The sequence below is a fragment of the Pauljensenia sp. C0170B4 genome, assembly GCF_056590235.1.
Window position 1 is genome coordinate 355,248 of record NZ_JBWPVS010000001.1, and the last position, 21,165, is coordinate 376,412.

Annotated in this window: 18 protein-coding genes and 1 pseudogene; 10 read left to right on the forward strand and 9 right to left on the reverse strand. The window is 61.2% G+C overall.

Annotation, left to right across the window (positions count from 1 at the left end):
- Window positions 1-16: 16 nt before the first annotated feature.
- The 4 genes from AC1EJ1_RS01605 (at window position 17) to purL (ending at window position 4,552) form a co-directional block, all read left to right on the forward strand.
- Window positions 17-916 carry a phosphoribosylaminoimidazolesuccinocarboxamide synthase gene (locus AC1EJ1_RS01605; protein ID WP_480295238.1) on the forward strand — a complete coding sequence of 300 codons (900 nt, stop codon included), beginning with the start codon at window positions 17-19 and terminating at the stop codon, window positions 914-916.
- A 58-nt stretch (window positions 917-974) separates the two neighbouring features.
- Window positions 975-1,253, forward strand: coding sequence for a phosphoribosylformylglycinamidine synthase subunit PurS (locus AC1EJ1_RS01610; RefSeq protein WP_058237317.1), 279 nt, complete (start codon window positions 975-977; stop codon window positions 1,251-1,253).
- Complete coding sequence (gene purQ, locus AC1EJ1_RS01615) at window positions 1,250-1,996, forward strand: phosphoribosylformylglycinamidine synthase subunit PurQ (RefSeq protein WP_480295239.1); 747 nt, start codon at window positions 1,250-1,252, stop codon at window positions 1,994-1,996. The genes AC1EJ1_RS01610 and purQ overlap by 4 nt, the downstream gene beginning before the upstream one ends.
- A gap of 156 nt (window positions 1,997-2,152) precedes the next feature.
- Window positions 2,153-4,552, forward strand: a complete 2,400-nt coding sequence (purL, locus tag AC1EJ1_RS01620; RefSeq protein ID WP_480295240.1) for a phosphoribosylformylglycinamidine synthase subunit PurL — start codon at window positions 2,153-2,155, stop codon at window positions 4,550-4,552.
- 93 nt (window positions 4,553-4,645) lie between these two features.
- Here the strand turns inward: purL and AC1EJ1_RS01625 are convergent, their stop codons facing one another.
- A complete protein-coding gene (locus AC1EJ1_RS01625) occupies window positions 4,646-5,395 on the reverse strand; it encodes a GntR family transcriptional regulator (protein ID WP_480295241.1) in 750 nt (249 codons plus the stop codon).
- A gap of 457 nt (window positions 5,396-5,852) precedes the next feature.
- Window positions 5,853-6,902, reverse strand: coding sequence for a zinc-binding dehydrogenase (locus AC1EJ1_RS01630; protein WP_480295242.1), 1,050 nt, complete (start codon window positions 6,900-6,902; stop codon window positions 5,853-5,855).
- Window positions 6,903-7,059: 157 nt separating this feature from the next.
- Here AC1EJ1_RS01630 and AC1EJ1_RS01635 point away from each other — a divergent pair.
- The 3 genes and pseudogenes from AC1EJ1_RS01635 to AC1EJ1_RS01645 form a co-directional block, all read left to right on the forward strand.
- A pseudogene (locus AC1EJ1_RS01635) lies at window positions 7,060-7,266 on the forward strand (NAD(P)H-dependent oxidoreductase); the annotation flags it as partial.
- 42 nt (window positions 7,267-7,308) lie between these two features.
- Window positions 7,309-7,722: a sterol carrier family protein gene (locus AC1EJ1_RS01640; RefSeq protein WP_480293880.1), complete on the forward strand. Its 414-nt coding sequence runs from the start codon at window positions 7,309-7,311 to the stop codon at window positions 7,720-7,722.
- Window positions 7,723-7,734: 12 nt separating this feature from the next.
- Window positions 7,735-10,152, forward strand: a complete 2,418-nt coding sequence (locus AC1EJ1_RS01645; protein WP_480295243.1) for an AAA family ATPase — start codon at window positions 7,735-7,737, stop codon at window positions 10,150-10,152.
- On the opposite strand, the gene AC1EJ1_RS01650 is transcribed toward AC1EJ1_RS01645, so the two are convergent.
- Window positions 10,074-11,810, reverse strand: a complete 1,737-nt coding sequence (locus tag AC1EJ1_RS01650; RefSeq protein ID WP_480295244.1) for a phosphoenolpyruvate--protein phosphotransferase — start codon at window positions 11,808-11,810, stop codon at window positions 10,074-10,076. The two genes, AC1EJ1_RS01645 and AC1EJ1_RS01650, sit on opposite strands and share 79 nt — an antisense overlap.
- A gap of 71 nt (window positions 11,811-11,881) precedes the next feature.
- Window positions 11,882-12,130, reverse strand: a complete 249-nt coding sequence (locus AC1EJ1_RS01655; RefSeq protein ID WP_058237309.1) for a DUF4235 domain-containing protein — start codon at window positions 12,128-12,130, stop codon at window positions 11,882-11,884.
- Between the two features lie 214 nt (window positions 12,131-12,344).
- Between AC1EJ1_RS01655 and AC1EJ1_RS01660 the strand changes: the two genes are divergently transcribed.
- A complete protein-coding gene (locus AC1EJ1_RS01660; protein WP_480295245.1) occupies window positions 12,345-13,904 on the forward strand; it encodes a type 2 periplasmic-binding domain-containing protein in 1,560 nt (519 codons plus the stop codon).
- A 926-nt stretch (window positions 13,905-14,830) separates the two neighbouring features.
- Here AC1EJ1_RS01660 and AC1EJ1_RS01665 read toward each other — a convergent pair.
- Together AC1EJ1_RS01665 and AC1EJ1_RS01670 are read right to left on the reverse strand one after the other, a co-directional pair.
- A complete protein-coding gene (locus AC1EJ1_RS01665) occupies window positions 14,831-14,986 on the reverse strand; it encodes a hypothetical protein (RefSeq protein WP_480295246.1) in 156 nt (51 codons plus the stop codon).
- A 367-nt stretch (window positions 14,987-15,353) separates the two neighbouring features.
- Window positions 15,354-16,679, reverse strand: coding sequence for a DUF4921 family protein (locus tag AC1EJ1_RS01670; RefSeq protein ID WP_070727727.1), 1,326 nt, complete (start codon window positions 16,677-16,679; stop codon window positions 15,354-15,356).
- Window positions 16,680-16,903: 224 nt separating this feature from the next.
- On the opposite strand from AC1EJ1_RS01670, the gene AC1EJ1_RS01675 reads away from it, so the two are divergent.
- Complete coding sequence (locus AC1EJ1_RS01675) at window positions 16,904-18,112, forward strand: oxidoreductase (protein WP_285014936.1); 1,209 nt, start codon at window positions 16,904-16,906, stop codon at window positions 18,110-18,112.
- Here AC1EJ1_RS01675 and AC1EJ1_RS01680 read toward each other — a convergent pair.
- On the reverse strand, window positions 18,109-18,639 hold the full coding sequence (locus tag AC1EJ1_RS01680; protein WP_285014935.1) for an ACT domain-containing protein: 531 nt from the start codon (window positions 18,637-18,639) through the stop codon (window positions 18,109-18,111). The genes AC1EJ1_RS01675 and AC1EJ1_RS01680 overlap by 4 nt on opposite strands.
- Window positions 18,640-18,847: 208 nt before the next feature.
- Between AC1EJ1_RS01680 and AC1EJ1_RS01685 the strand changes: the two genes are divergently transcribed.
- Window positions 18,848-19,306 carry an Hsp20/alpha crystallin family protein gene (locus AC1EJ1_RS01685; RefSeq protein ID WP_285014932.1) on the forward strand — a complete coding sequence of 153 codons (459 nt, stop codon included), beginning with the start codon at window positions 18,848-18,850 and terminating at the stop codon, window positions 19,304-19,306.
- Between the two features lie 171 nt (window positions 19,307-19,477).
- Here AC1EJ1_RS01685 and AC1EJ1_RS01690 read toward each other — a convergent pair whose 3' ends face one another.
- Both AC1EJ1_RS01690 and AC1EJ1_RS01695 read right to left on the reverse strand, forming a co-directional pair.
- The gene (locus AC1EJ1_RS01690) at window positions 19,478-20,281 is read right to left on the reverse strand and encodes an LmeA family phospholipid-binding protein (RefSeq protein WP_285014929.1); all 804 of its coding nucleotides are present in this window, start codon (window positions 20,279-20,281) and stop codon (window positions 19,478-19,480) included.
- Complete coding sequence (locus AC1EJ1_RS01695) at window positions 20,278-21,156, reverse strand: aldo/keto reductase (RefSeq protein ID WP_285014927.1); 879 nt, start codon at window positions 21,154-21,156, stop codon at window positions 20,278-20,280. Before AC1EJ1_RS01695 ends, AC1EJ1_RS01690 begins: the two co-directional genes overlap by 4 nt.
- Window positions 21,157-21,165: the final 9 nt, after the last annotated feature.

Here is a 21,165-nt window from a genome sequence, read left to right on the forward strand (position 1 = left end):
AGTGAGGGAGAAGAAAATGAGTGAGGCAGTCGAACTGGACGGGTGGACACACGTTAATTCTGGCAAGGTGCGTGACCTGTACCAAAGTGAGGACGGGCGCGTACTCCTGATGGTCACGTCGGACCGTATCAGCGCCTACGACTATATTCTGCCCACCGAAATCCCCGGCAAGGGCCTGGTGCTGACAGGACTGTCGACGTGGTGGATGAACAAGCTCGATTCGATTGTGGGGAACCACCTGCTTGATGAGCCGGTGCCCGCCCAGGTCGCAGGGCGCGCAGTAGTGTGCAAGAAGCTCACCATGTATCCCATCGAATGCGTGGTGCGTGGATACCTGACCGGCTCCGGTCTGGCGGAATATAAGCAGTCCGGCACAGTGTGCGAGATCCACCTGCCGGAAGGCCTGACCGAAGCTTCGAAACTGCCTGAACCGATCTTCACTCCCGCAGCTAAGGCTGAACTGGGTGAACACGACGAAAACATCTCCTTCGAGCGTGCAGCCGACATGGTGGGGCGCGACGTAGCGGCAGCGCTGCGCGACACGTCCATCAAGCTGTATTCGGAGGCGGCGCGCATCGCTCGCGAGCGCGGCGTCATCATCGCTGACACCAAGTTCGAGTTCGGTGTTGACCCGGACAGCGGTGAGCTGGTCCTGGCTGATGAGGCACTCACGCCGGACTCGTCGCGTTTTTGGCCCGCCGACCAGTGGGTTGAAGGCCAGGTGACTCCCAGCTTCGACAAACAGTATGTGCGCGACTGGCTGACCTCCAAAGAATCCGGGTGGGATCGCGCCAGTGGCGAGCAGCCGCCGCGCCTGCCTGACCGGATCGTTGAGGCGACACGTCAACGCTACGTTGATGCGTACACGCTGCTCACCGGTCAGGCACCGGAACCGGGTAACCAGCCACGTCAGTGAACCGTTTGACAGAGCTACCACATTAACCGCCGACACCTTAAGAAACCAGGAGGACCCAGTGGGCCGAATCATTGTTGAAGTGATGCCGAAACCAGAAATCCTTGACCCGCAAGGAAAAGCAGTCGGATCCGCACTGCCGCGACTGGGAATTTCCAGCTTCACATCTGTGCGTCAGGGCAAGTGCTTCCACCTGGATGTGGAGGGCGCCGTCACGGATGAGCACCTCGCCCAGGCACGCCGCGCCGCTGAAGAAGTCCTGTCAAACCCGATTATTGAGGACGTCGTGCGCGTCGAAGAACTTCTCGTTGACGAGGGCGCTCACGGTGATGCGCAATGAGTCCGAAGGTGAAAATCGGAGTCGTGACCTTCCCGGGCACGCTCGATGACCAGGATGCGGCTCGCGCTGTGCGCTTGGCCGGAGGTGAGCCGGTGCGCCTGTGGCATAAGGACACGGACCTGCAGGGCGTGGGCGCAGTAATTCTGCCCGGTGGTTTTTCCTACGGTGACTACCTGCGGTGCGGCGCCATTGCAGCGGTGTCCGCCATTATGGGACCGATCGTTGATGCGGCCCGCACAGGCATGCCGGTGCTGGGCATCTGCAACGGTTTCCAGGTTCTGTGCGAATCACACCTGCTGGAAGGCGCGCTGATCCGCAACACGCATCAGAAGTTCATTTGCCGCGATCAGACGCTGCGTGTGGAGAACGCTGACACCGCGTGGACTTCGAGCCTGACGCAGGGGCAGACGATCACAGTTCCGCTCAAGAATGGCGAAGGCTGCTTCCAGGCTGACGCCGACACGATCAAGCGGCTTGAGGATGAGGGTCGCGTCGTGTTCCGCTACGTGGATGTCAATCCGAACGGGTCGGCTCACGACATTGCCGGCATCACGAATAAGCAGGGCAACGTTGTTGGGCTCATGCCGCACCCCGAGCACGCCGTGGAAAGCGGTTTCGGCCCGGTTCGTCGCGCGCAGCGCTCGAAATCATTCGGCGGGGACGGCTCCGTTGAGGTTTCCGGACATGGCGGCACCGACGGCCTGACACTGTTCGCCTCAGCAATCAACACGTTGGTGGGGTAAGCGAGGCATGACGACGCAGCGGCGTTCGCCCTCGTCCATGACCCCGCTATCCACAACCCATACACAATTTGATCCACAGGGAAACAGGCACGACGGTGCCACCGTCCACAAGCATGTGGACGCAGCCTGTGGACAACTGAGAATCTGGAGCTTGACATGACCCCCACACATGACGCTGACCGCGGCGCGGCAGGCGCGCCTATCCCGGTCGAAACCCCCGACACCGTTGAGGACGCCGCGCGCACGCCCGACACAGCGATGCCCTACCGTGAACTCGGCCTGAAAGACGACGAATACCAGCGCATCTGCGAGATCCTGGGACGCCGCCCCACCAACGCGGAACTGGCCATGTACTCGGTGATGTGGTCCGAGCACTGCTCATACAAGTCCTCGAAGAAACACCTGGGCGAACAGTTCGGCAAGAAAACCACTGACGACATGCGCGAACACCTGCTGGTTGGCATGGGACAGAACGCCGGCGTCGTCGACGTCGGCAACGGCTGGGCTGTGACATTCAAAGTCGAATCACACAACCACCCCTCATTCGTGGAACCCTACCAAGGTGCTGCTACGGGTGTGGGCGGCATCGTCCGCGACATCATGTCGATGGGTGCACGCCCGGTTGCCGTGATGGACCAGCTGCGTTTCGGCGCACTCGACCACCCGGACACCGCCCGTGTCGTGCACGGCGTGGTGGCCGGTGTTGGCGGATACGGCAACTGCCTGGGCCTGCCGAACATCGGCGGCGAAACCGAGTTCGACCCGTCCTACCAGGGCAACCCGCTGGTCAACGCCCTGTGCCTGGGCGTGCTGCGTCACGACGATATCCACCTGGCGAACGCGTCCGGTGAAGGCAACCTGGTGGTGCTGTTCGGTGCACGCACCGGTGGCGACGGCATCGGCGGCGCCTCGATTCTGGCGTCGGAAACCTTCGACGACGGCATGCCCACCAAGCGTCCCTCGGTGCAGGTCGGTGACCCCTTCATGGAAAAAGTGCTGATCGAATGCTGCCTCGAGCTGTTCGACGCAGGCGTGGTGCAGGCCATTCAGGACCTGGGCGCGGCGGGAATCTCGTGCGCCACCTCGGAACTGGCGGCCAACGGCGATTCCGGTATGCACGTGGATCTTGAGAACGTGCTGCTGCGCGATCCGACCCTGACGGCCGGTGAAATCCTCATGTCCGAATCGCAGGAACGCATGATGGCGATCGCGACCCCTGAAGATCGTGAGCGCTTCTTCGAAATCATCGACAAGTGGGACGTGGAAGCCGCCGTGATCGGCACGGTCACCGGTGATGGCCGCCTGACGATCGACCACTTCGGCCAGCGCATCGTGGATGTGGATCCCAAGACCGTGGCAAATGAAGGCCCGGTGTACGACCGCCCGTACGCGCGTCCCGCATGGCAGGACGAGCTGCAGGACAACACTGTGGAAGCAGCAGGTCTTGCCCGCCCCGAAACCGCCGCCGAGCTGGATGAGGCGCTGCGCACCGTGCTGTCGGACGTCAACCAGGGGTCGAAAGCGTGGGTGACAGATCAATACGACCGTTACGTGCAGGGCAACACGGCGCTCGCACAGCCCGATGATGCCGGCGTGGTGCGCGTCGATGAAGAAACCGGTGCGGGCGTGGCGCTGGCGACCGATGCGAACGGCTGGTTCACCAAACTTGACCCGTACGAGGGTGCCCGCCAGGCGCTCGCGGAAGCCTACCGCAATGTCGCGACGGTGGGTGCTCGCCCCGTGGCAATCACGAACTGCCTGAACTTCGGTAATCCGGAGGATACGGACGCGATGTGGCAGCTGGTCACCGCGATGGAAGGCCTGGCTGACGGCTGCGTGGAGATGGGTGTGCCGGTGACCGGTGGAAACGTCTCCCTGTACAACTCCTCGGGAACGGAAAAAGGTCAGTTTGATTCCTCGATCAACCCCACCCCGGTGGTCGGCATGCTGGGTGTGATGGATGACGTGCGTCGTGCGAATCCGTCTGGCTGGACCGCTGAAGGGCTGGCTGTGGTGCTGCTCGGCTCCACCCGTGATGAGCTGGACGGGTCGGCGTGGGCACGCATCGTGCATGACCACCTCGGTGGCCTGCCCCCGAAGGTTGATCTGGAAGTGGAGATGGCGCTGGGACGGGTTCTGGCAGCTCTGTCCGCCGCTGACGGCCCTGACGGGAAGCCGCTGATTCATGCGGCTCACGACCTGTCGAATGGTGGTCTGATCCAGTCGCTGGTGGATTCGGCGCTTCGTTTCGGCATCGGCGGCAGTTTCGACATCGCGCAGGCAGCCGGCATTGCTGGCGTGGATGACTTCGTCATGTTGCTGTCTGAGTCGCAGGGCCGAGCGATGGTGGCTGTGGCCGAAGAATCCCTGCCGGCGGTGTACGCAGCTGCAGAGGCTGAGGGCGTGCAGGCGGCGCGCATCGGTACGACCGGTGGCGACATGGTGGCGATCACCGGCGGTGACGTACTGACTGATTCAGGCAACGGCAACGGCTGGATGGCTGACATCACCGAGCTTCGCGACATGCAGGAAAGCGCGCTGCGTTCGCGTTTCTAGGTCGCCGGTTCGCGGCGGTCGGGCGCCCTCGTCAATAACTCTTTTTGGAGAATTGGCGAGGGCGTCGCCGTGTGTTGATCGAATCTTCGGGCGTCAGTTGGATCGCTGCGCGCGGACGACGCGTGCGCTCATCACTGTCGGGTTCTGATAGATCAGCGTGACGGCAACGGCCAGGCCGTCGCGCACTTCGGCGGTTTGAGTGGATCGCAGGATGGGAGTGCGCAGTTTGATGCCGAGCGTTTCGGCAACTGCCAGTGGAGCGCATATGGCTTCCACGGTCGCGTCGTTGCGTTCGATGCGGATCCCCCATTCGTCGGTGAGTTTGGTCAGCGTGGTCACTGACTCGATCAGCGGGCTCGGATCCAGGTCAACGCCGTCAATGCTGAGCGGAATGTGATCGTAGACCAGCATTGCGGGAGCCCCATCCACACCGATGACGCGCGTGATGCGCCAGCATTTCCCGTCGGTGGCCGGTGGCAGCAGTTGACGTACGACTGGTGGTGGCGTGGTTTTTTCGCATGCGGTTTCCAGGTAGGAAACTTGGTGGCCACGCTGGACGAATGTGCCGAACACTGTGTCGATCGGCTGGACGTCGACGAAGACCTGGTCAATATGTTGGGGGAGCTCTGCGGATTTGCGCACGAATGTACCGGCACCCCAGCGGCGTTCCACCTTGCCTTCAAGCCAGAGCTGTTCGAGGGCTGCGCGCACAGTGGTACGCGACACCGACAGCAGTGTGGCGAGGTCTTTTTCCGAGGGAAGACGGTCACCGGGCTTCAGATGCTGGTCGATGTGAGATCGCAGTTCCTGGCATGTTCTGGCCGACAAGTGTGTTTCTTGCATCAGGGTCATCTTATTGCAGTACGGCGGTTTTTTCCCTGTGGCGTCGGTCGGGCACACCGCAGGTTAGCACCTCTGTGAATCTTCATGCAGCTCAGGCCAGTTTTAATAAATTTCGTGTGCAAAACCGACGTGCCTAGGTCTCGCGGAAGCCACGTGTACACGCTCAACACGGATGTTCTTGCTGGAGTGTTCTTGCTGGGAGATGTTGCGTTGACAACGCGCCGCAAGCGCAGTGATGTGAAGTAACACTGTAGGTCTGCTCCCGGGCTGAGGCAGGGGAGCGGACCTATCAGGGTGAGGGTGTGCCCGTCGGTATCGCGAAAGCAAAACCGACGGGCACAACTTATGCGGGACTCTCGCTAGGCGAGGCTGCTCCAAAGGATCTGGCGCATCTCCTGCCCAGATCTCGAAAAATGGCCGCCAAGTGTCAGCGTCGCCTCCCCCGTTCGAGGCGGAACTATTTCCACGGATCGACGAGGATTCGAATCGGGTTGCCCTCCTTCGATTCCATCATTTCAATACCGCGTTCGATCTCAGACAATGGGACCACACCAGAGATCGATTGCGACAGGTCAAGACGCCCGTCCTTCAACAGCTCTGCCAACAGGTAAATGTCGACAGGTTTGTAGCCCAGGTGGCCGAACGCCTGCTTGCGCTGCAAACCGAAAGACAAGATGGGGCCAGCGTCAATTTCCTGACCTGACAGGCCAACGAGGACAGCTCGCCCATTGAAATCCAACGAGGCAATGGCCTGCTTGAACGTGGACTGCAAACCAACGGCGTCGAACGCGACATCGATTTTTCGCCCGCCCGTCGCTTCCGTAATCTTCTCCATCAAGTCCGGATCATCTGACCGGAACGTATAGTCAGCACCCAACTCCTTCGCACGTTCCAAGACCGCGTCGTTAATGTCAATCCCGATGACCGGGATAGCGCCGGCGAGCTTGGCGAGCTGAACGATATGCGTTCCCACGCCGCCCAGGCCCCACACCGCAACCGCATTGCCGATCGACACCCGCCCTGTGCGCTTGACCGCGCTAAAAGGTGTAGCAACAGCGTCAGCCAGAATCGCTGCCTGATCCATCGGGACGCCCTCGGGAACTCGCGTGAGGCCAGCAGCAGGAGTGATGGCGTACTGCGCCCAGGCGCCGTCATAGGCGAATGCCATCAGCTCAAGATTCTGGCAGGCTCCCTCGTTGCCGCGGCGACATTCACGGCACTCGCCGCACGACCTGCCGGACACGGGAATAACCTTGTCGCCTACTTCCCACCCGGTGACACCTTCGCCCAGCTCTGCGATTTCACCCGAGCATTCATGGCCCTGCGTCACCACGTCAACTTGTGGTGGAAAGTTCCCGTCGATCAGTGACAGGTCAGAGTGGCAGATGCCGCAGTAGGCAACTTTAATGAGGACCTCGCCTGGTCCGGGAGAGGGGATCGGGATGTCTTCAACCTTCATGGTCTTGCTGTCGGCGTAGAAGCGCTGGGCGCGCATTGTTCCGTCCATGTTGATACCTTTCTGGTTGTTCTCAGCTCAGCGACGAGGCGACGGTGCAATCAGGTATGCATCGTTGCTTTCATGCCCCCTGCGTCTCAACTGTGAAACTCGCTGTGCAGGTTCATTTTAGCGCAGTCTAGGTAGAAAGTCCTATGTTGAGAGAGCAGGCGCCGTACTGATCGTGACCCCGGAGTACAACCGATCCATTCCCGGAGCTCTCAGGAACGCCCTCGACTGGATGTCGCGACTCTACGGATCAAACCCCTGGGGAACAAGCCCACCATCATTGCCGGAGCCAGAGAATCGCCCTACGGCGCAGCGATGGCACAAAAAAACCTGCGCTCACAGCTCGCATACTTCAGCGCATACCTGATGACACGGCCCGAGCTGTATATCAGCGCCTAGAATGGTCGCCATGACGCCTCGACGAAAAATCGACTTCGATGCCGGCATGGACGCGCTGCGCACGTGGTGCGGACAGGGCGATGACACCCCGCGCCGTCAGCAGATGACGGCAGTGCGTTTCTGTCTGGAGGAGCTCGAACAGCGTCACCCCGGTCGCGCGGTCGAAGTGCGCGTCCCTCCTGCCGGAGCCGTCCAGATTCTGAAAGGTACCACTCACCGCCGAGGTACCCCACCTGCCGTTGTCGAAATGTCGATGCCCACGTGGCTGCGCCTCGCAACCGGCGACCTGTCGTGGGACGAGGGGGACGCCGCCGGCCTGATCCAGGCATCCGGCCAGCGAACAGATCTCGCCGCGCTGTTGCCGCTGTTCGATGGCCGCGACCTTGCCGTACACTCGCAGTCCGCAGATGCCGGTGGGCTGTGAGACCATGACCCTGTGAGCACCCCACCCATCGAGATCACCGACGAATTCCGTCGGGCACTCGACATGTTGGAAGCCGGCAGGTCCCTGTTCCTGACCGGCAACGCCGGCACGGGCAAATCCACCCTGATCCGCTACTTCATGGCCTCAACTGAGCGTAAAGTCGTGGTCGCCGCGCCCACCGGAGTGGCAGCGCTCAACGTCGACGGCTACACCCTGCACCGCCTGTTCTCATTCACCCCGCATACCACGATCGACGACGTGCGAAACGGCACGTATAAGCCTTCGCGGTTCTCGCGCACGCTGGCCTCAATCGACACACTCATCATTGATGAAGCGTCGATGGTGCGAGCCGACCTGTTAGACAAGGTGTGCCTCGCCCTCGAAAAATACGGGCCACACCCTGGGGAGCCTCTTGGAGGAGTCCAACTGGTCCTGGTCGGAGACCTCTACCAGCTGCCGCCCGTGGTCAACACGGGAGAAGAAGACTACTTCGCGTCCGCTTTTGGCACCCCGTATTTCTTCTCTGCCAGTGCGTACAGTGCCGAGCGGTTCCCGACCGTCAACCTGACGAAGGTTTTTCGCCAGCTCGGTGATTCTCAGATGACGCAGATGCTCAACGCGATCAGGTCGGGGCGCATGACACGCTCGATCACCAGCGTCCTGAACAGCAAGGTCAACCACGATTTCACGCCACCAGAGGACGAGTTTTGGCTCACGCTCGCCACGACAAACCGGATCGTCGGTGCGCGCAACCGGCGACACCTTGACGATTTGCCGACACCACTCATCCAGTGCCACGGAGCGCAATCAGGCAACCTCGACAAGTTCGAGCCGCCGACCGACCCCGTGCTGTCATTCAAAGTTGGCGCCCAGGTCATGATGCTGACCAACGACCCGGCTGACAGGTGGGTGAACGGCTCGCTCGGGCGCATCGTCGGGATCGAAGGGATCGGAGGAAGCGACGGGATCGACCAGGCCGCGTCCGACCCCATCGCTGCAGGTACCGTGTCCGATACTGCCCCTACGGTGCCCGGCCGCGTTCCCACTTTCGACCCCACCGCCGCGACCGCCGCGACTGACTCGATCGAATGCAGTGTCGATGACGACATTGAAGTGCTCGTTGAACTGCGCGACGGGTCTACAGTCAGCGTTGAACCACACGCATGGGAGATCACCCAACCCACAGTTGAACGTGGAGTCCTGCGCCACAGCATCGTCGGCTCCTTCACGCAGATGCCGTTCAAACTGGCGTGGGCCATCACGATCCACAAATCTCAGGGCCAAACCCTCGACCGTGCCGTCATCGACCTGTCGGGAGGCACATTCGCCGCCGGCCAACTCTACGTAGCGCTGTCACGGTGCCGCAGCCTCGACGGCCTCGTGCTGACACGCCCCATCTACCCGCGCGACGTGAAAATCGATCACCGCATCCGCGCATTCCTGGCAGACACAACCGGCCTGCCCACTGGCCGTCGTGCATACTGCGGCGCGCTCACCTGCGGTCACGGCGACGGATTCATACGCCCCCTCGAAATCGCCTTCACATTTGACGAGGGTGCCCCACTCACCTCACTGATCAATCCGACGCGTGACATCGGAGATGCCGCAGCGACCTATGACATTCGTGCCGCTGACCTGCAGGTAGCGCCGCGCCTGGCTGATATATGGCCAGCCGTTGAAGAACGCATTTCCGGCCACACCCTCGTCGCACAGGCACACGACGACATGTTGCGAATCTGGGATGATGAGCTCAAACGTACCGGCATCGTCGCACCCCTCGAATCAGTGCTCACGGTTCAGGTGCCCCAAAGCGCAGCAAGCGCGCTCACACGAGCCGAAAAGCTGCGCGACGCAGCACATGCAGCAGGTGCGAACCTGCCCGAACGTGCACCGGCATACACGCCGGTCGACGAGCCTCGAGCCGCATGGCTCCTGCCGCGATCGCTTCGACAAATCGTGCCCTACGGGGATCCGGTGAAAGTGGCCGCACTGATCGAAGAACGCGTCGCTGGGCTTACGCTTGGTGACAGCGCCGCGCAGCTCATTGACGATTTTTGCAGGCGGTACGCAGTGGCGATCAGCTACCGCACTCGGGGCGAGCAGACCACGTGGGCGCGGTTCATTGAGGAACACAGCGGTGATGCGGCCATGCCCATGCGCGTGTGCTTCACCGGCACGGCTGTTTGTGACGGTGAGGTCTGGTCGCGCGAGCAGATGGAAAACCTCGCACACACCTGTGGCCTGGCTGTCGCGCCCAATGTGTCAAAGACGCGATGTGACGTTCTGATCGCTGCGGACGTGACCAGTATGTCCGGCAAAGCCAGGAACGCCGCAAAGTGGGGTAAGCCCGTCTACTCGGCCGACGAGTTCATCTCCTGGGCGCGCTCAGGAGATGATGCGAGCGGGGGTAGTTGGGTACGGGCAAAATGACGCGCCTCTCCTGGGCTGGTTGCCTCACGGATGGCTACAGAAGCTGCCTGGCACTGCTCGAGTGTCACTGACGCCAGACGAGCACCCACCGGTGGGATAGCCGGGCATGCCATCGACAGAGACTGCACACCCATGCCGACCAAGACACATGCAAGCAAGGGGTCAGCAGCAGCCTCACCACACACGCATACATCTGTGCCGGTCTCGCGGCACACCTTCGCAGTGTGGGCAATGAGGCGCAGCACCGACGGCTGCCACGGGTCGGTGTACTCGGCCAGGTGGGGCGACATTCTGTCAGCAGCCATCACATACTGCGTCAGATCATTCGTCCCGATCGACACGAAATCTACCAGTGGCGCAAACTTGTCAATCATGATGGCAACGGAGGGAACCTCCACCATGATGCCGGCTTTCAGGCCGCGATCATGGACAAGGCCGGCAAACCACTGGGTTTCCGCAACTGTGGAAATCATCGGTGCCATCACGCGCACATGCTCATGCCCAACAGAAGAAGCTGCCAATCTAATCGCGTCGAGTTGGCGGGGCAGAAATTCCTGGTTGTGGCCAGTGGTGCGGATACCGCGCACACCCAGAGCCGGGTTTGCTTCCTCCAGCAGCGGGGCGAATGGAACAGGCTTATCGGAGCCGGAATCCAACGTGCGCACCACAACCTTTGACTCAGGGAACTCCTGCATCACCTTCCCGTACAGCACAGCCTGATCGTCCACGCTGGGCTCGACCTGAGTGTTGAGGAAGTACAACTCTGTGCGGAACAGGCCGATACCTTCCGCATCGCCAGAGTGTGCCGCCAACCTCGTCGTCACATCGTCCTGCACATTTGCCAACAGTTCAACACGCACATCGTCGCGCGTGCGTCCCGGCCCGTGCCAGGCACGGATCGCCGCCAGGCGTTCAGCTTCATGAGCAACTGCGTCATGAGCGTCACAGTGGCGGGCGCCCGTCGTAATTGTTCCGGTATGCGCATCGACAAGCACATGGACACCCTCGGCAATTTGCCCAATGGTGCGGGCCGCCACGATGCACGGGATGCCCAGCTGGCGAGCAATGATCGACGTGTGCGAGGTCGGGCCGCCGAACTCTGTGACGATCGCGGAATACATCGAGGGGTCAAGCCCTGCGGTATCAGCAGGAGAGAGATCATCAGCCAGTAACACTACCGGGTGATCAGTGCGCGGAATGCCTGGCTCGGGCTCCCCGCGCAGCTCAGCGATGACGCGGTCACGCACATCGCGCAGGTCAGTGGTGCGTTCGGCCAAAATGCCGCCGGCGCGTTCAAAGGAATCAATCAGTTTCGCGGTAGCACGTACCACTGCCTGAACAGCGGGAACGCCTGCCTCGATGTACCTGACCGTCTCCTTGCGCCATGATTTGTCGGTCGCCATTGACGCGGTGACGGCAAGAACCTCGGCCGCGCTGCCTTCAGAGTGCTCGGCACGCTCAAACAGGCGCTGCGCCACCACGTCAGTTGCCGTCATGTACGCGTCGATTGCGCCTGGCCGCTGATCAGGCGTCAGCTCCGCCTCGTCCTGCGCAGGCAGCGTCGGGCGCCTGGCCCACGCCGAGGGCGCCCACGCCACACCAGAGACAACCGGAGTGCCGTAGTGAACGCACGGCGACCCCTCATGAAACTCACTCACTGAAAACTCCGATCACCATGCGGGACTACGCATTATTCACCATTCGTCGTGCCCACACATCGTCGTGGTGATCAGTCGTCAATCTGACCAGGTCCGTACCACTTCTTCGCACCCTTGATGGCGTAACGCTGAATGAACGACACGCACACCGCTGACAGGGCTGCAAACGCCAGAAGCTGCACAATCTGGACATTGTCATCGTCTTCGCGTGGAATCGGCTTGCCGGTGACAAGCTTCCAACCGCCTTCGACCAGCTTGTTCGCCACCATTGCCGACAGAGCCATTGACCCGGCGCTTGCAATCTTCCACCCGATATCCATAGTGTTCTCCGTTTCCTCAACGTGTTGTCAAAAAGGCGAACAACGCAGCGCCAGCTCAACGCGTGGCGGCGTGGCTCTGATGTAATCATGCCCCATTTGCGTGCGCGGCGCGTGATAAAAAGAATATCGCGTTCGCAAAATACGCTCCGGATGCGCCGCCACCGCCCGCGCACAGGCGACAATGGAACCAGAAACGACAAGGGAGGCTGCCGCGATGAACACTGCGCCACAAGGACGCTTCAGCACAGCGCGCCGACACCCATCCGCGCGCCGACCCATGTATCTAGGCGCGGCAGCGTGCGTGAGCGTCGCCCTTGCACTGAGCGCTTGCACCGCCTCAGTCGATCCAACCGCGGTGACCGACCCGTTCGCGTCGAGCCAGTCAGTCGGGTCGGCCGATGGCGCGTCCCCCTCGTCAATGTCGGGCGCAGCAGGCGATACCAGCCAGTCCGCTGATTCGCTGCGCCAGTCGTGGCCCGAGGGTGCCCCTGGACCTGACGAAGGCCCTGCCGTCACACGCGGATCGGGAACCGTGCGCATCGGCGTGGTAGCAGATAGCAAGGCTTCGCTGCCCCCGCGTCTACTTGAGGAATTCACCGAACGCAGCGGTTTCAAGGCCGAAATTCTCCCCATCAGCCGCAGCGGTGAAGCTGGCAGCCTGTTGTCCGCTATTGACGAGGGAACCCCCGACGTGCTGATGGGACTGGATCCGGCCGACCTGGCCGATCTGGGACTGAAAGATGCAACGGTCTATGGCCGTGATGATGTGTGCGCAGCGGTCGACCGACTGTTTATTGAGGCTAATCGCGGGAAAGCTGCCGCCTCCTTTGATGAGCTGATTGATGACGCGCATGCCGCGCTGTTTACTGTTCCCGACCCGGTGACCTCTGCTGCCGGTAGGGCGTTCATGCTGGCAACGGCGAGCGTGAAAGGGGACGAAGCTCCGACCTGGTGGAAGGACGCCGCGAAGCGCGGCGTGAGAATCGACAAGGGGAGCGGCGCGACCGCCTCGTGGAGCGCGCTTGACCACGGGGCACCTGTGAGTGCGGATCGTGAGGCCGCGGACGCTCAAGGCGCGACCGGAGGCAGTGCTGCGGGAAACAGTGCGGCTGGAGACAGTGCTACGGGCACTCAAAGCGCGCGCGGCCAGGCGGCCGGATCGCAAGGTAACCAGCCGGGCGCGTCGCGAAGCAACCAAGCAGCCTCGTCGCGAAGCAACCCAGCAGCCTCGTCGACAGCAGCGCCGTCCTACTATTCCGTGGTCGCCGCCTCTGACTTGGCGCATGCGCCGCTGCTGGTCAACACCGGCGTCGAGTCATATGGCGCGCTGATCGGTGGGACTTGCGTGAAGCGCTCCGTGTTCGTCGCGCCCTGGCCGGGTGACGAAGCTCCGACCGGGGCTCAAGCTACTGCGGGCTCTGTTCCCACCGCCGGTGCCCAGCCTACTGGGGGTTCCCAGCCTACTGCCGGGACTCAAGCTACTGCGGGCACTGTTCCTACTGCCAGCACCCTGCCTACTACCAGCTCCCTGCCTAGTGCCGGGGCGCAGGCGTGGATCGACTTCGTGCAAGGCGCAATGGCACAGCGCATTATGGCGCTTGACGCTGTTGCCTGGCCGGCTGCATGGCCGGGTGACCAGGCGGCCGCGCTGGCAAGCGACAGCGTATTGAGTTGGGTGGCAGCTCCCGTAGATAGCGCGTTGGAACTGAGTGAGGAGCAGTGGTCGGCCTCATCAATCCTCCAACCAAAATGGGCGGGTGCTTTTGATTCCTGACGGCTTCAGCTCGGGGTGGCTTTCGGTTCCCTGTAGCTTTCAGCGCTTGGCGGCTTTCCCGGCATTGCAATATCGGTGCGGTGCTTGGCCACGGTGCCGATCCGCCCCGAAATACGTCATGTCGTCAACCGGTCGGCTCTTGTCGCGGCGGGTTGGTTCTTGCCTGGCTGGTTGTGTTGTGGTTCCGGGCGCGGGGCGGAGCAGTGATCGGATCATCGTCTGTGTGCTGCACGATGCCCTGGATTCTAGGCTCCGCCGCGCACAAACCCCTAGATCTCAAGTGCTGTGGTGCACGAACCCCTAGATCTTAGGGTCCGTCGTGCACATTCCCTAGATTTAAGGGGCTGTCGTGCACATTCCCCTAGATCTGAGGGTGGTGTGTGCACGAACCCCTAGATCAACAGCGGGCGGGGCCACCCTCGAAAATGAGAATGCCCGGTGACCTGCATGTTCACAAACGCGGTGAAATGGGCGGGCGTTAGATCTAGGGGATTGTGCAAAAAGGAGCGAGAATCTAGGGGAATGTGCACCCGTGGAGGCTAGATCTAGGGGAATGTGCATCCGTGGAGGTTAGATCTAGAGGAATGTGCGCTCGCGAGTGGTAAATCCAGGGCATCGTGCGCGCAGGCACGCAGATACCAGGAAGCACTGCCTGCCGGAGAGCTGAAAATGGGGGCGCGAGGCGAGCGAGCCGACAGATCTGAGAGAGTGTCTTGCGTGGGAAAACCGAAACGGGGGCGCGAGGCGAGCAGATGGCGTGGTGCGGTCAGTTTGCGGATCGCGAGTGGGGGAGGGGACGTGAGCGGGTGGAGGAGATACGAGAGATGGGGTGATAGTGACAGAAGGTGCCCCTGCTGCTTCGAAAAACAGCAGGGGCACCGGGGTTACGAATAACTCAGTCGCTGATCACTCGCAGAGCGACGGGGTCAGCTCTGGGTCGTGGTGTCCGTAGTTACCTCTGACTGGCCCGGCACTGACGTGTCGCCACCGTCTGACGCACCGCCACCTGAGCAGCCCGCGACCGCAACACCTGCAATGGCCAAAACAGCTCCGATTCGTGCGATCTGTGAACGTGAAGCCATGATGTTTCATCTCCTTCGGTGGGATGATTACCGGATCACCCCTGATCGGAATAACGTTCTCCACACAGTAGCTGGCATCAAATCCATACTCAAGAGTTTTCAGGTAATTCTCAGATTAATGGGGGAATATGCCCAAATTGCGAGACGCGAGCGGCGCAGCGTTTGAGGCTGAGGTGTCCAGCGCTTGAGGCTGAGGTGCCCAGCGCTTGAGGCTGAAGTGTCCACTGCTCCGTTTGCGCGGTGCAGATGCGGACACGGGGTGTCGAGTTGGATAGCGCGTCAGGCGTTGAACGGCAGAGCAGGTCTGCGCGCACTCGAAGCCCAAGGTCGGGCCGCGCCGCGCGAACAGGCCCGCACGGGCAGAGTGTCACCCCTCGCCGTGCAGCAGGCTCGGATCAGCCGAACATTCATCACCGATCTTCATCGGTGCAATCGTGCCCTTTCCGCGCTCTTCGAGCAGGCGCTTCACAACGCGTTCGCGCACAGTCCACGGGTCGATCGTGTTGAGGTAGATGCGAGTGCCGCCCTCGAACCCGGCCAATGTGGAGATTCTCCACTTGAGCAAAATCCTCCACCGCATCGGCGTCGACACCCCGGGCGGTCGGTGATACCACTCCTCGTTACATGGCACGTCGACCCCGGTGGCCACGTGCGCAGCATGCAGCAAGTCAGAAACTCCGCGAACCTGCTCATCGGAGGCGTGCCATGGGTTGACCGGCTCGCCCAGCGGCCAGATCGCAATGGTGGGGTAGCGGTGACCAAAACCGGCCAGCGCAATGGCGTGCTCATTCTGCGCAATCAGCAGGCGTCGCGTGACACCGACCGAGAAAATGTCGTCGTATAGATCCGGCTGCGCTCGCAGGCGGGAAAGCTCTGCCTCAGTCTGAACCGCGTGAGAGTCAATTGCGACCAGCTGTTTATGCAGGTGATCGAAACTCGCGCCGGCGGGTTTCAGCCAGTTCTGGAACGCCGCCACATACTTGACAGCAGGATCCAACCCGTACAGGTCAGCCATCGCGCGGGTAGTGAATGCCGTGTACTGATAGTGCTCCTCCGGGGTGAGGGTGCCAGACCCCGCCAGCTGCGTATTATCCGTCGCGCCATCAACATAGTGTCGGCGCGCAACGATCACGTCGTGACCACCGGAGAAAAACCCGTTCGCCTGTTGGAGCTTTTCTGAATCGGACAGAGCATCGAAGTCCTCCTCGGACATGCCGCCCGCCATCATCCGCGCGCGCACAACCCGCATCACGTGGTCATAGCCTGTCGAGGAAGCCAGGTATTCAGCCATTCGACGGTGCTCAGCTTCAGATGGAACGTGACCGTGGTTGAGGTGCCAGTAGTTGTAGGACACGATTTCGAAGAGGTTTGGGATGCGGCGGAACTCAGCGACAGTCGACGTCAGCTCATCGGCTGGCAGTGCTTCGAGCTGTTTCCAGTTGCCGTCCTCGTCGCGAATCAGACGAGCCTTTTCGGGTGGAGTCTCCAGATAGCGCTGCTCACAGAAGGCGCAGTATTTGCCGTGCTGATCTGGGTCGAGCTGCTCGGGCGTCTCAACTGGCACGGATAAAGGGCGGTGTCCCCGGCCGGGAACGGTCCACACTTCAGTGCCGGACAGCAGGTTCGTCTGTTTGACGGTGCCATCAGCTAGCCGCACAATGGCCCGGTCGTGGGTCTCTTGCTCCTTCGCCATACCTCCTAGCGTAGTCGCACTCGCCCTCATCTGACGGGCCCGGCACAGGCTCGACAGCAATTTCCTGTTCTCTTGCGGCGTATGTTCGCCCTCTCATCAGGGGTAACGAGGCAGACGCCGCTTCGTGGCGGCAGCTCCCCGATTCCATGTATGCGCTCAGTGAATTCAGTGGTGCACTGCTGTCGGGCTATCGTGAGGACGCCGAACATCGGTAGGGTGGAGGCATGGCTCGTGTGCGTTTGTTTGAACCGATTGAAGTGGGAGCGCGCCGCATTGCACACCGCGTGTGGATGCCTCCGATGTGTCAATACTCCGCCCTCCCGTCAGGCCCCACAATGGGGCAGCCGACCGACTGGCATGTGGTGCATTATGGTGCGAGGGCGCTCGGCGGTGCAGCAGCCGTCATTGTCGAGGCGACCGGGGTCGTGCCCGAGGGGCGTATCTCCCCGTACTGTCTGAGCCTGCATTCGGACGAGCAAATCCCGGCCTTTGCGCGCATAGCTGATGCGATCCACGCTGGCGGTTCGACTGCCCTGATCCAACTCAGCCACGCCGGACGTAAGGCGTCAGATCCGGTGGATTGGGCGGTGGAGCATTCTCGCCGCTGGGCACGCCAGGCAGGGCGTGACCTTCCGATCTCGGATCAACGCGACCATGAACTTGAGTGGCAAACCGTTGCCCCGTCGGCCGTGGCGTTCAATGAGCGGTTGGGGACGCCTCGTGAGTTAACAGGCGAAGAAATTGACGGCCTGATCCGCGCGTTTAGTGACGCGGCAGAGCGGGCCATGCGCGCAGGTTTCGACGGCGTGCAGATCCACGGCGCTCACGGCTACCTGATTCACGAGTTTCTCTCACCATTTTCCAACACACGCACTGACAAGTGGGGCGGTGACTTCGAGGGTCGCACGCGTTTCCTGCGCCGCATTGCACAGGAAATCCGTTCACGTATTGGTGACGAGGCCGTCCTGGGCGTGCGCCTGTCGGGCACTGACTGGACGAAGGAATACCCCGAGGATGGTCGCGACGGCTGGACACTGGAAGAAACAGTACGTCTTGCCCGTGAACTGGCACGCCCCGGCACTGAGTTCAGTGCTCACGAAGACGCTCGCGGCGTGGACATGATCAATATGTCAACGGGTGGGAACGTGCCGGATGCCCGTATCCACGGTGGTGTGGGATATCAGGTGTTCGCCGCGGAGGCTGTCCGCACAGGCCTGCATGATGCAGGAATTACCGATGTGCCGGTGTCAGCCGCGGGCCTTATTACGGGAGCTGAGCAGGCTGAACAGGTTTTGGTGGACGGTCGCGCCGACATGATCGAAGTGGGGCGCCCGCTTCTGACTGATCCGATGCTGCCGCACGTATGGGCGGTGCGTCTTCGCTCCGAGATGGCGTGGCCAGATCCGTATCTGCGCGGCACCGCGCGGTACTAGGCCTGAGCTGGCGGTAGCCAGCCTCGTGCCTGACGTGCCAGATTGTCGAGGATGGATGCCGCTTCCGTTGCTCGATCCACGTGAACAAAAAGGTGGTCGTGGTAGTAGCCGGCGATTACGTTGCAGCTGATGGATCGCGATGCGAGCGTCTGGGTGATGGTGGCGGTCATGCCCACTGAATCCAGTGCGGAATGCACGCCCAACGTGATCAGAGCATAGCGTTCGTCCGTCGGCAGGCCAGCCTCGCGCGCATCGTCTTCAGCGACGACAACGGTGATGCCTTCGTCTTCCTGGATTGTTGCGAAAGGCTGTAGCCCTTCGGGAATGGAGTGAACTGACGCAAAGACGTAGACACCCTGTGGGGTGGCGTCAAGCGATGCAAGAACTGAATCAAGATCTTTTAATCCGGACATGTCTTCGACGATACCGATCGCGTCGTCTGTTTGCGAGGGTGTCTCACAATGAAGACCTGCGAGTTGAAGGGACTTCTGTTGGGGGACATTGGCCTGCAATTCGGTGATCGTCACAGTGAGTCATCGACAAGTGCAGCTACTTTTGAAAGTTGAGTCTAGGTGTGTCAACTTTCAGCCTTGAGTGAAAGAGACTCAACTTTGCTTGCGGAGTCACCCTCGTCGATGCAGACTAGAACCATCAAGCGAATAGAGGCTCTGGAAAGAGCCACCAAGGTGCGGTCACGAGGGGGCCGAGAGCCTTGGACAAGTGAAGGAGATTGTTATGGTGACTCGTTTTGATCCCATGCGTGACATGGACCGTATTTTCAACTCAGTGATGCGTGAGGCTCCGGCCAACCCCGGCATGCCGCTGGATTTGTACCGCAGCGGCGATGAGTTCATCGCGAAGATGGATCTGCCCGGTGTTGACCCCTCCACGATTGACATTGACGTGGAAGAGCGCACGCTGACCATCAGCGCTGAGCGTAAGGCGGAGACAGTCAAAGATATTCAGTGGCTCTCTCACGAGCGCCCATCCGGTGCGTTTGCCCGTCAGCTGACACTGGGCAACGGAGTGGCTCTGGACGGAATTTCCGCTTCGTACCGTGACGGTGTTCTGACGCTGACCATTCCGGTCGCAGAAGCTGCCAAACCGCGCAAGATCGCTGTTGCGGTGGAGGACAGTGCTCATGACGAAGCGCAGACCATCGAAGCTGACGCGCGCGACTCCGAGGAAAACTGAGGTCGGCTTCTGCACGAGGAGCCGAAGTGCTGAGGCCAGAAGGCTGCGGCACTGACGCCTTGCTAGGTCGGGGTCCGCATAGATCCGGCGATTAGCGCGGTACAGAACCACCCGCTTGCTGGGATCTGAAATAAGTCCGGCAGGCGGGTGGTTTCTTATGCGGTTTTGCAATTATCGGAAGAGCGTTTCCAGATCGATATCAGCGCCGGTCAGCGTTGCGGTGATCTGGCCGCTGTCCGAGGTCTGCAGTGACGAAATCATGAGCCCGGATGGCAGCGGATCCAGTGGAACGCGCAGATCGTCCAGATTGAATTCCGTCAGCAGGTCATCCAGCGGAAGATTGAGCGCTCCGGCCTGAATGGTGGTGGGCGTGATCACCAAGGATCGACCGTTGTCACCGATCGCCAGTGTTGCCATCGCCGTGACCTGCTGGCCCAGGATTTCCATGCCGAGGCTCACGCCTTCATCGGTGACGCTGACAGTAGCGGGCATTGAGATGTACTGAGGCAGCTGGTCATCGAGGACCTGCTGCAACGAATCCTGATTGACCCGCCCGGTGCCTTCAACCGACTGCGCGTGGTAGGGCGAGGACGTCCCGACATTGTGCACGCTGATGTCGATATCGTTCAGCCGTAACTGGCTCCCGGACACATCCACGTCCCATCCGGGCACATGCACATCCAGCGTCGAAATCGCCCCACCCAGAACCTGCGTGAGGAACGGGATGTCAACAACTGACACGTCAACACCATCCTCGCCGTCAGCAGCGTCCCCCTCGTCCGTGGTTCCCTGAGGGGCAGTGACGGCACCAGGCGCGCTTTCAACCCTGGACGCGAGGTCACTTTCGACGCGGTGCGCCAGGTAGCGGTCTGCACCCACCAGGGCGGCGGCGAGCACGACGATCACTACCAGCGTGATCCACAGGCCTGTGTGCGAACGTGACTTTTCCGGCGCGTAGGGGGGTGGCGCGCTCACAGACGATCCATCACGTCAGGATGAGCACCCGTGCGGCCTTCTTCCCCTTCGTCGAGGGCAGTCACCGCAGCCATCTGCTGATCGGTGAGCTCGAAATCAAAGAGCATCATGTTGGCACGCTGTCGCTCCGGTGTCACGGACTTCGGAAAAATAACATCGCCGCGCTGCAAAGCCCAGCGAAGAGCCACCTGAGCAGCTGACACGTCGCGCTCCGCCTGCTCACTGACCTCGCGCGCGATTTCACTGAGGCGGTCATCAGATGCTGCCCGGCCACGCGCCAGCGGCGACCACGCTTCAGTGATGATCGAATGCTTGTCATCGAAGTCATGCACCTCCTGGTTGAGCAGGTAGGGGTGTGACTCGATCTGGTTGACCATCGGGACGACGCTGGACTGCTCCAGCAGTACCTCCAGGTGGTGTGGCTCAAAGTTGGACACACCAATGGCGCGGGCGCGGCCGTCCTCGTAGAACTCCTCGAGCACCTTCCACGTAGTGACAAAGTCGCCGCCGTAGAGCGTGGGCAGTGGCCAGTGGATCAGGAACAGGTCCACATAATCGGTGCGCAGATCCTTCAGTGACTGTGCGAACGCGGCGCGCGCCACATCAGGCTCGTGGTTGGGGTTGTCCAGCTTGGTCGTGATGAACAATTCTTCACGCGCAACGCCTGACTGTGCCCAGGCCTGTCCGACTTCGGCCTCGTTGTGGTACATCTGTGCCGTGTCGAGATGGCGGTACCCCAGGGCAAGCGCGTTGGACACTGCTTCGACGACATGCTCAGTGATCTTGTAGGTTCCAAAACCCAGCTGAGGAATCGTGGCTCCTGTGGCCAGGGAAAGCGTGGGGATCTGTGGAATGTCTGCCGATGCGGTCGCCATGATGGCTGG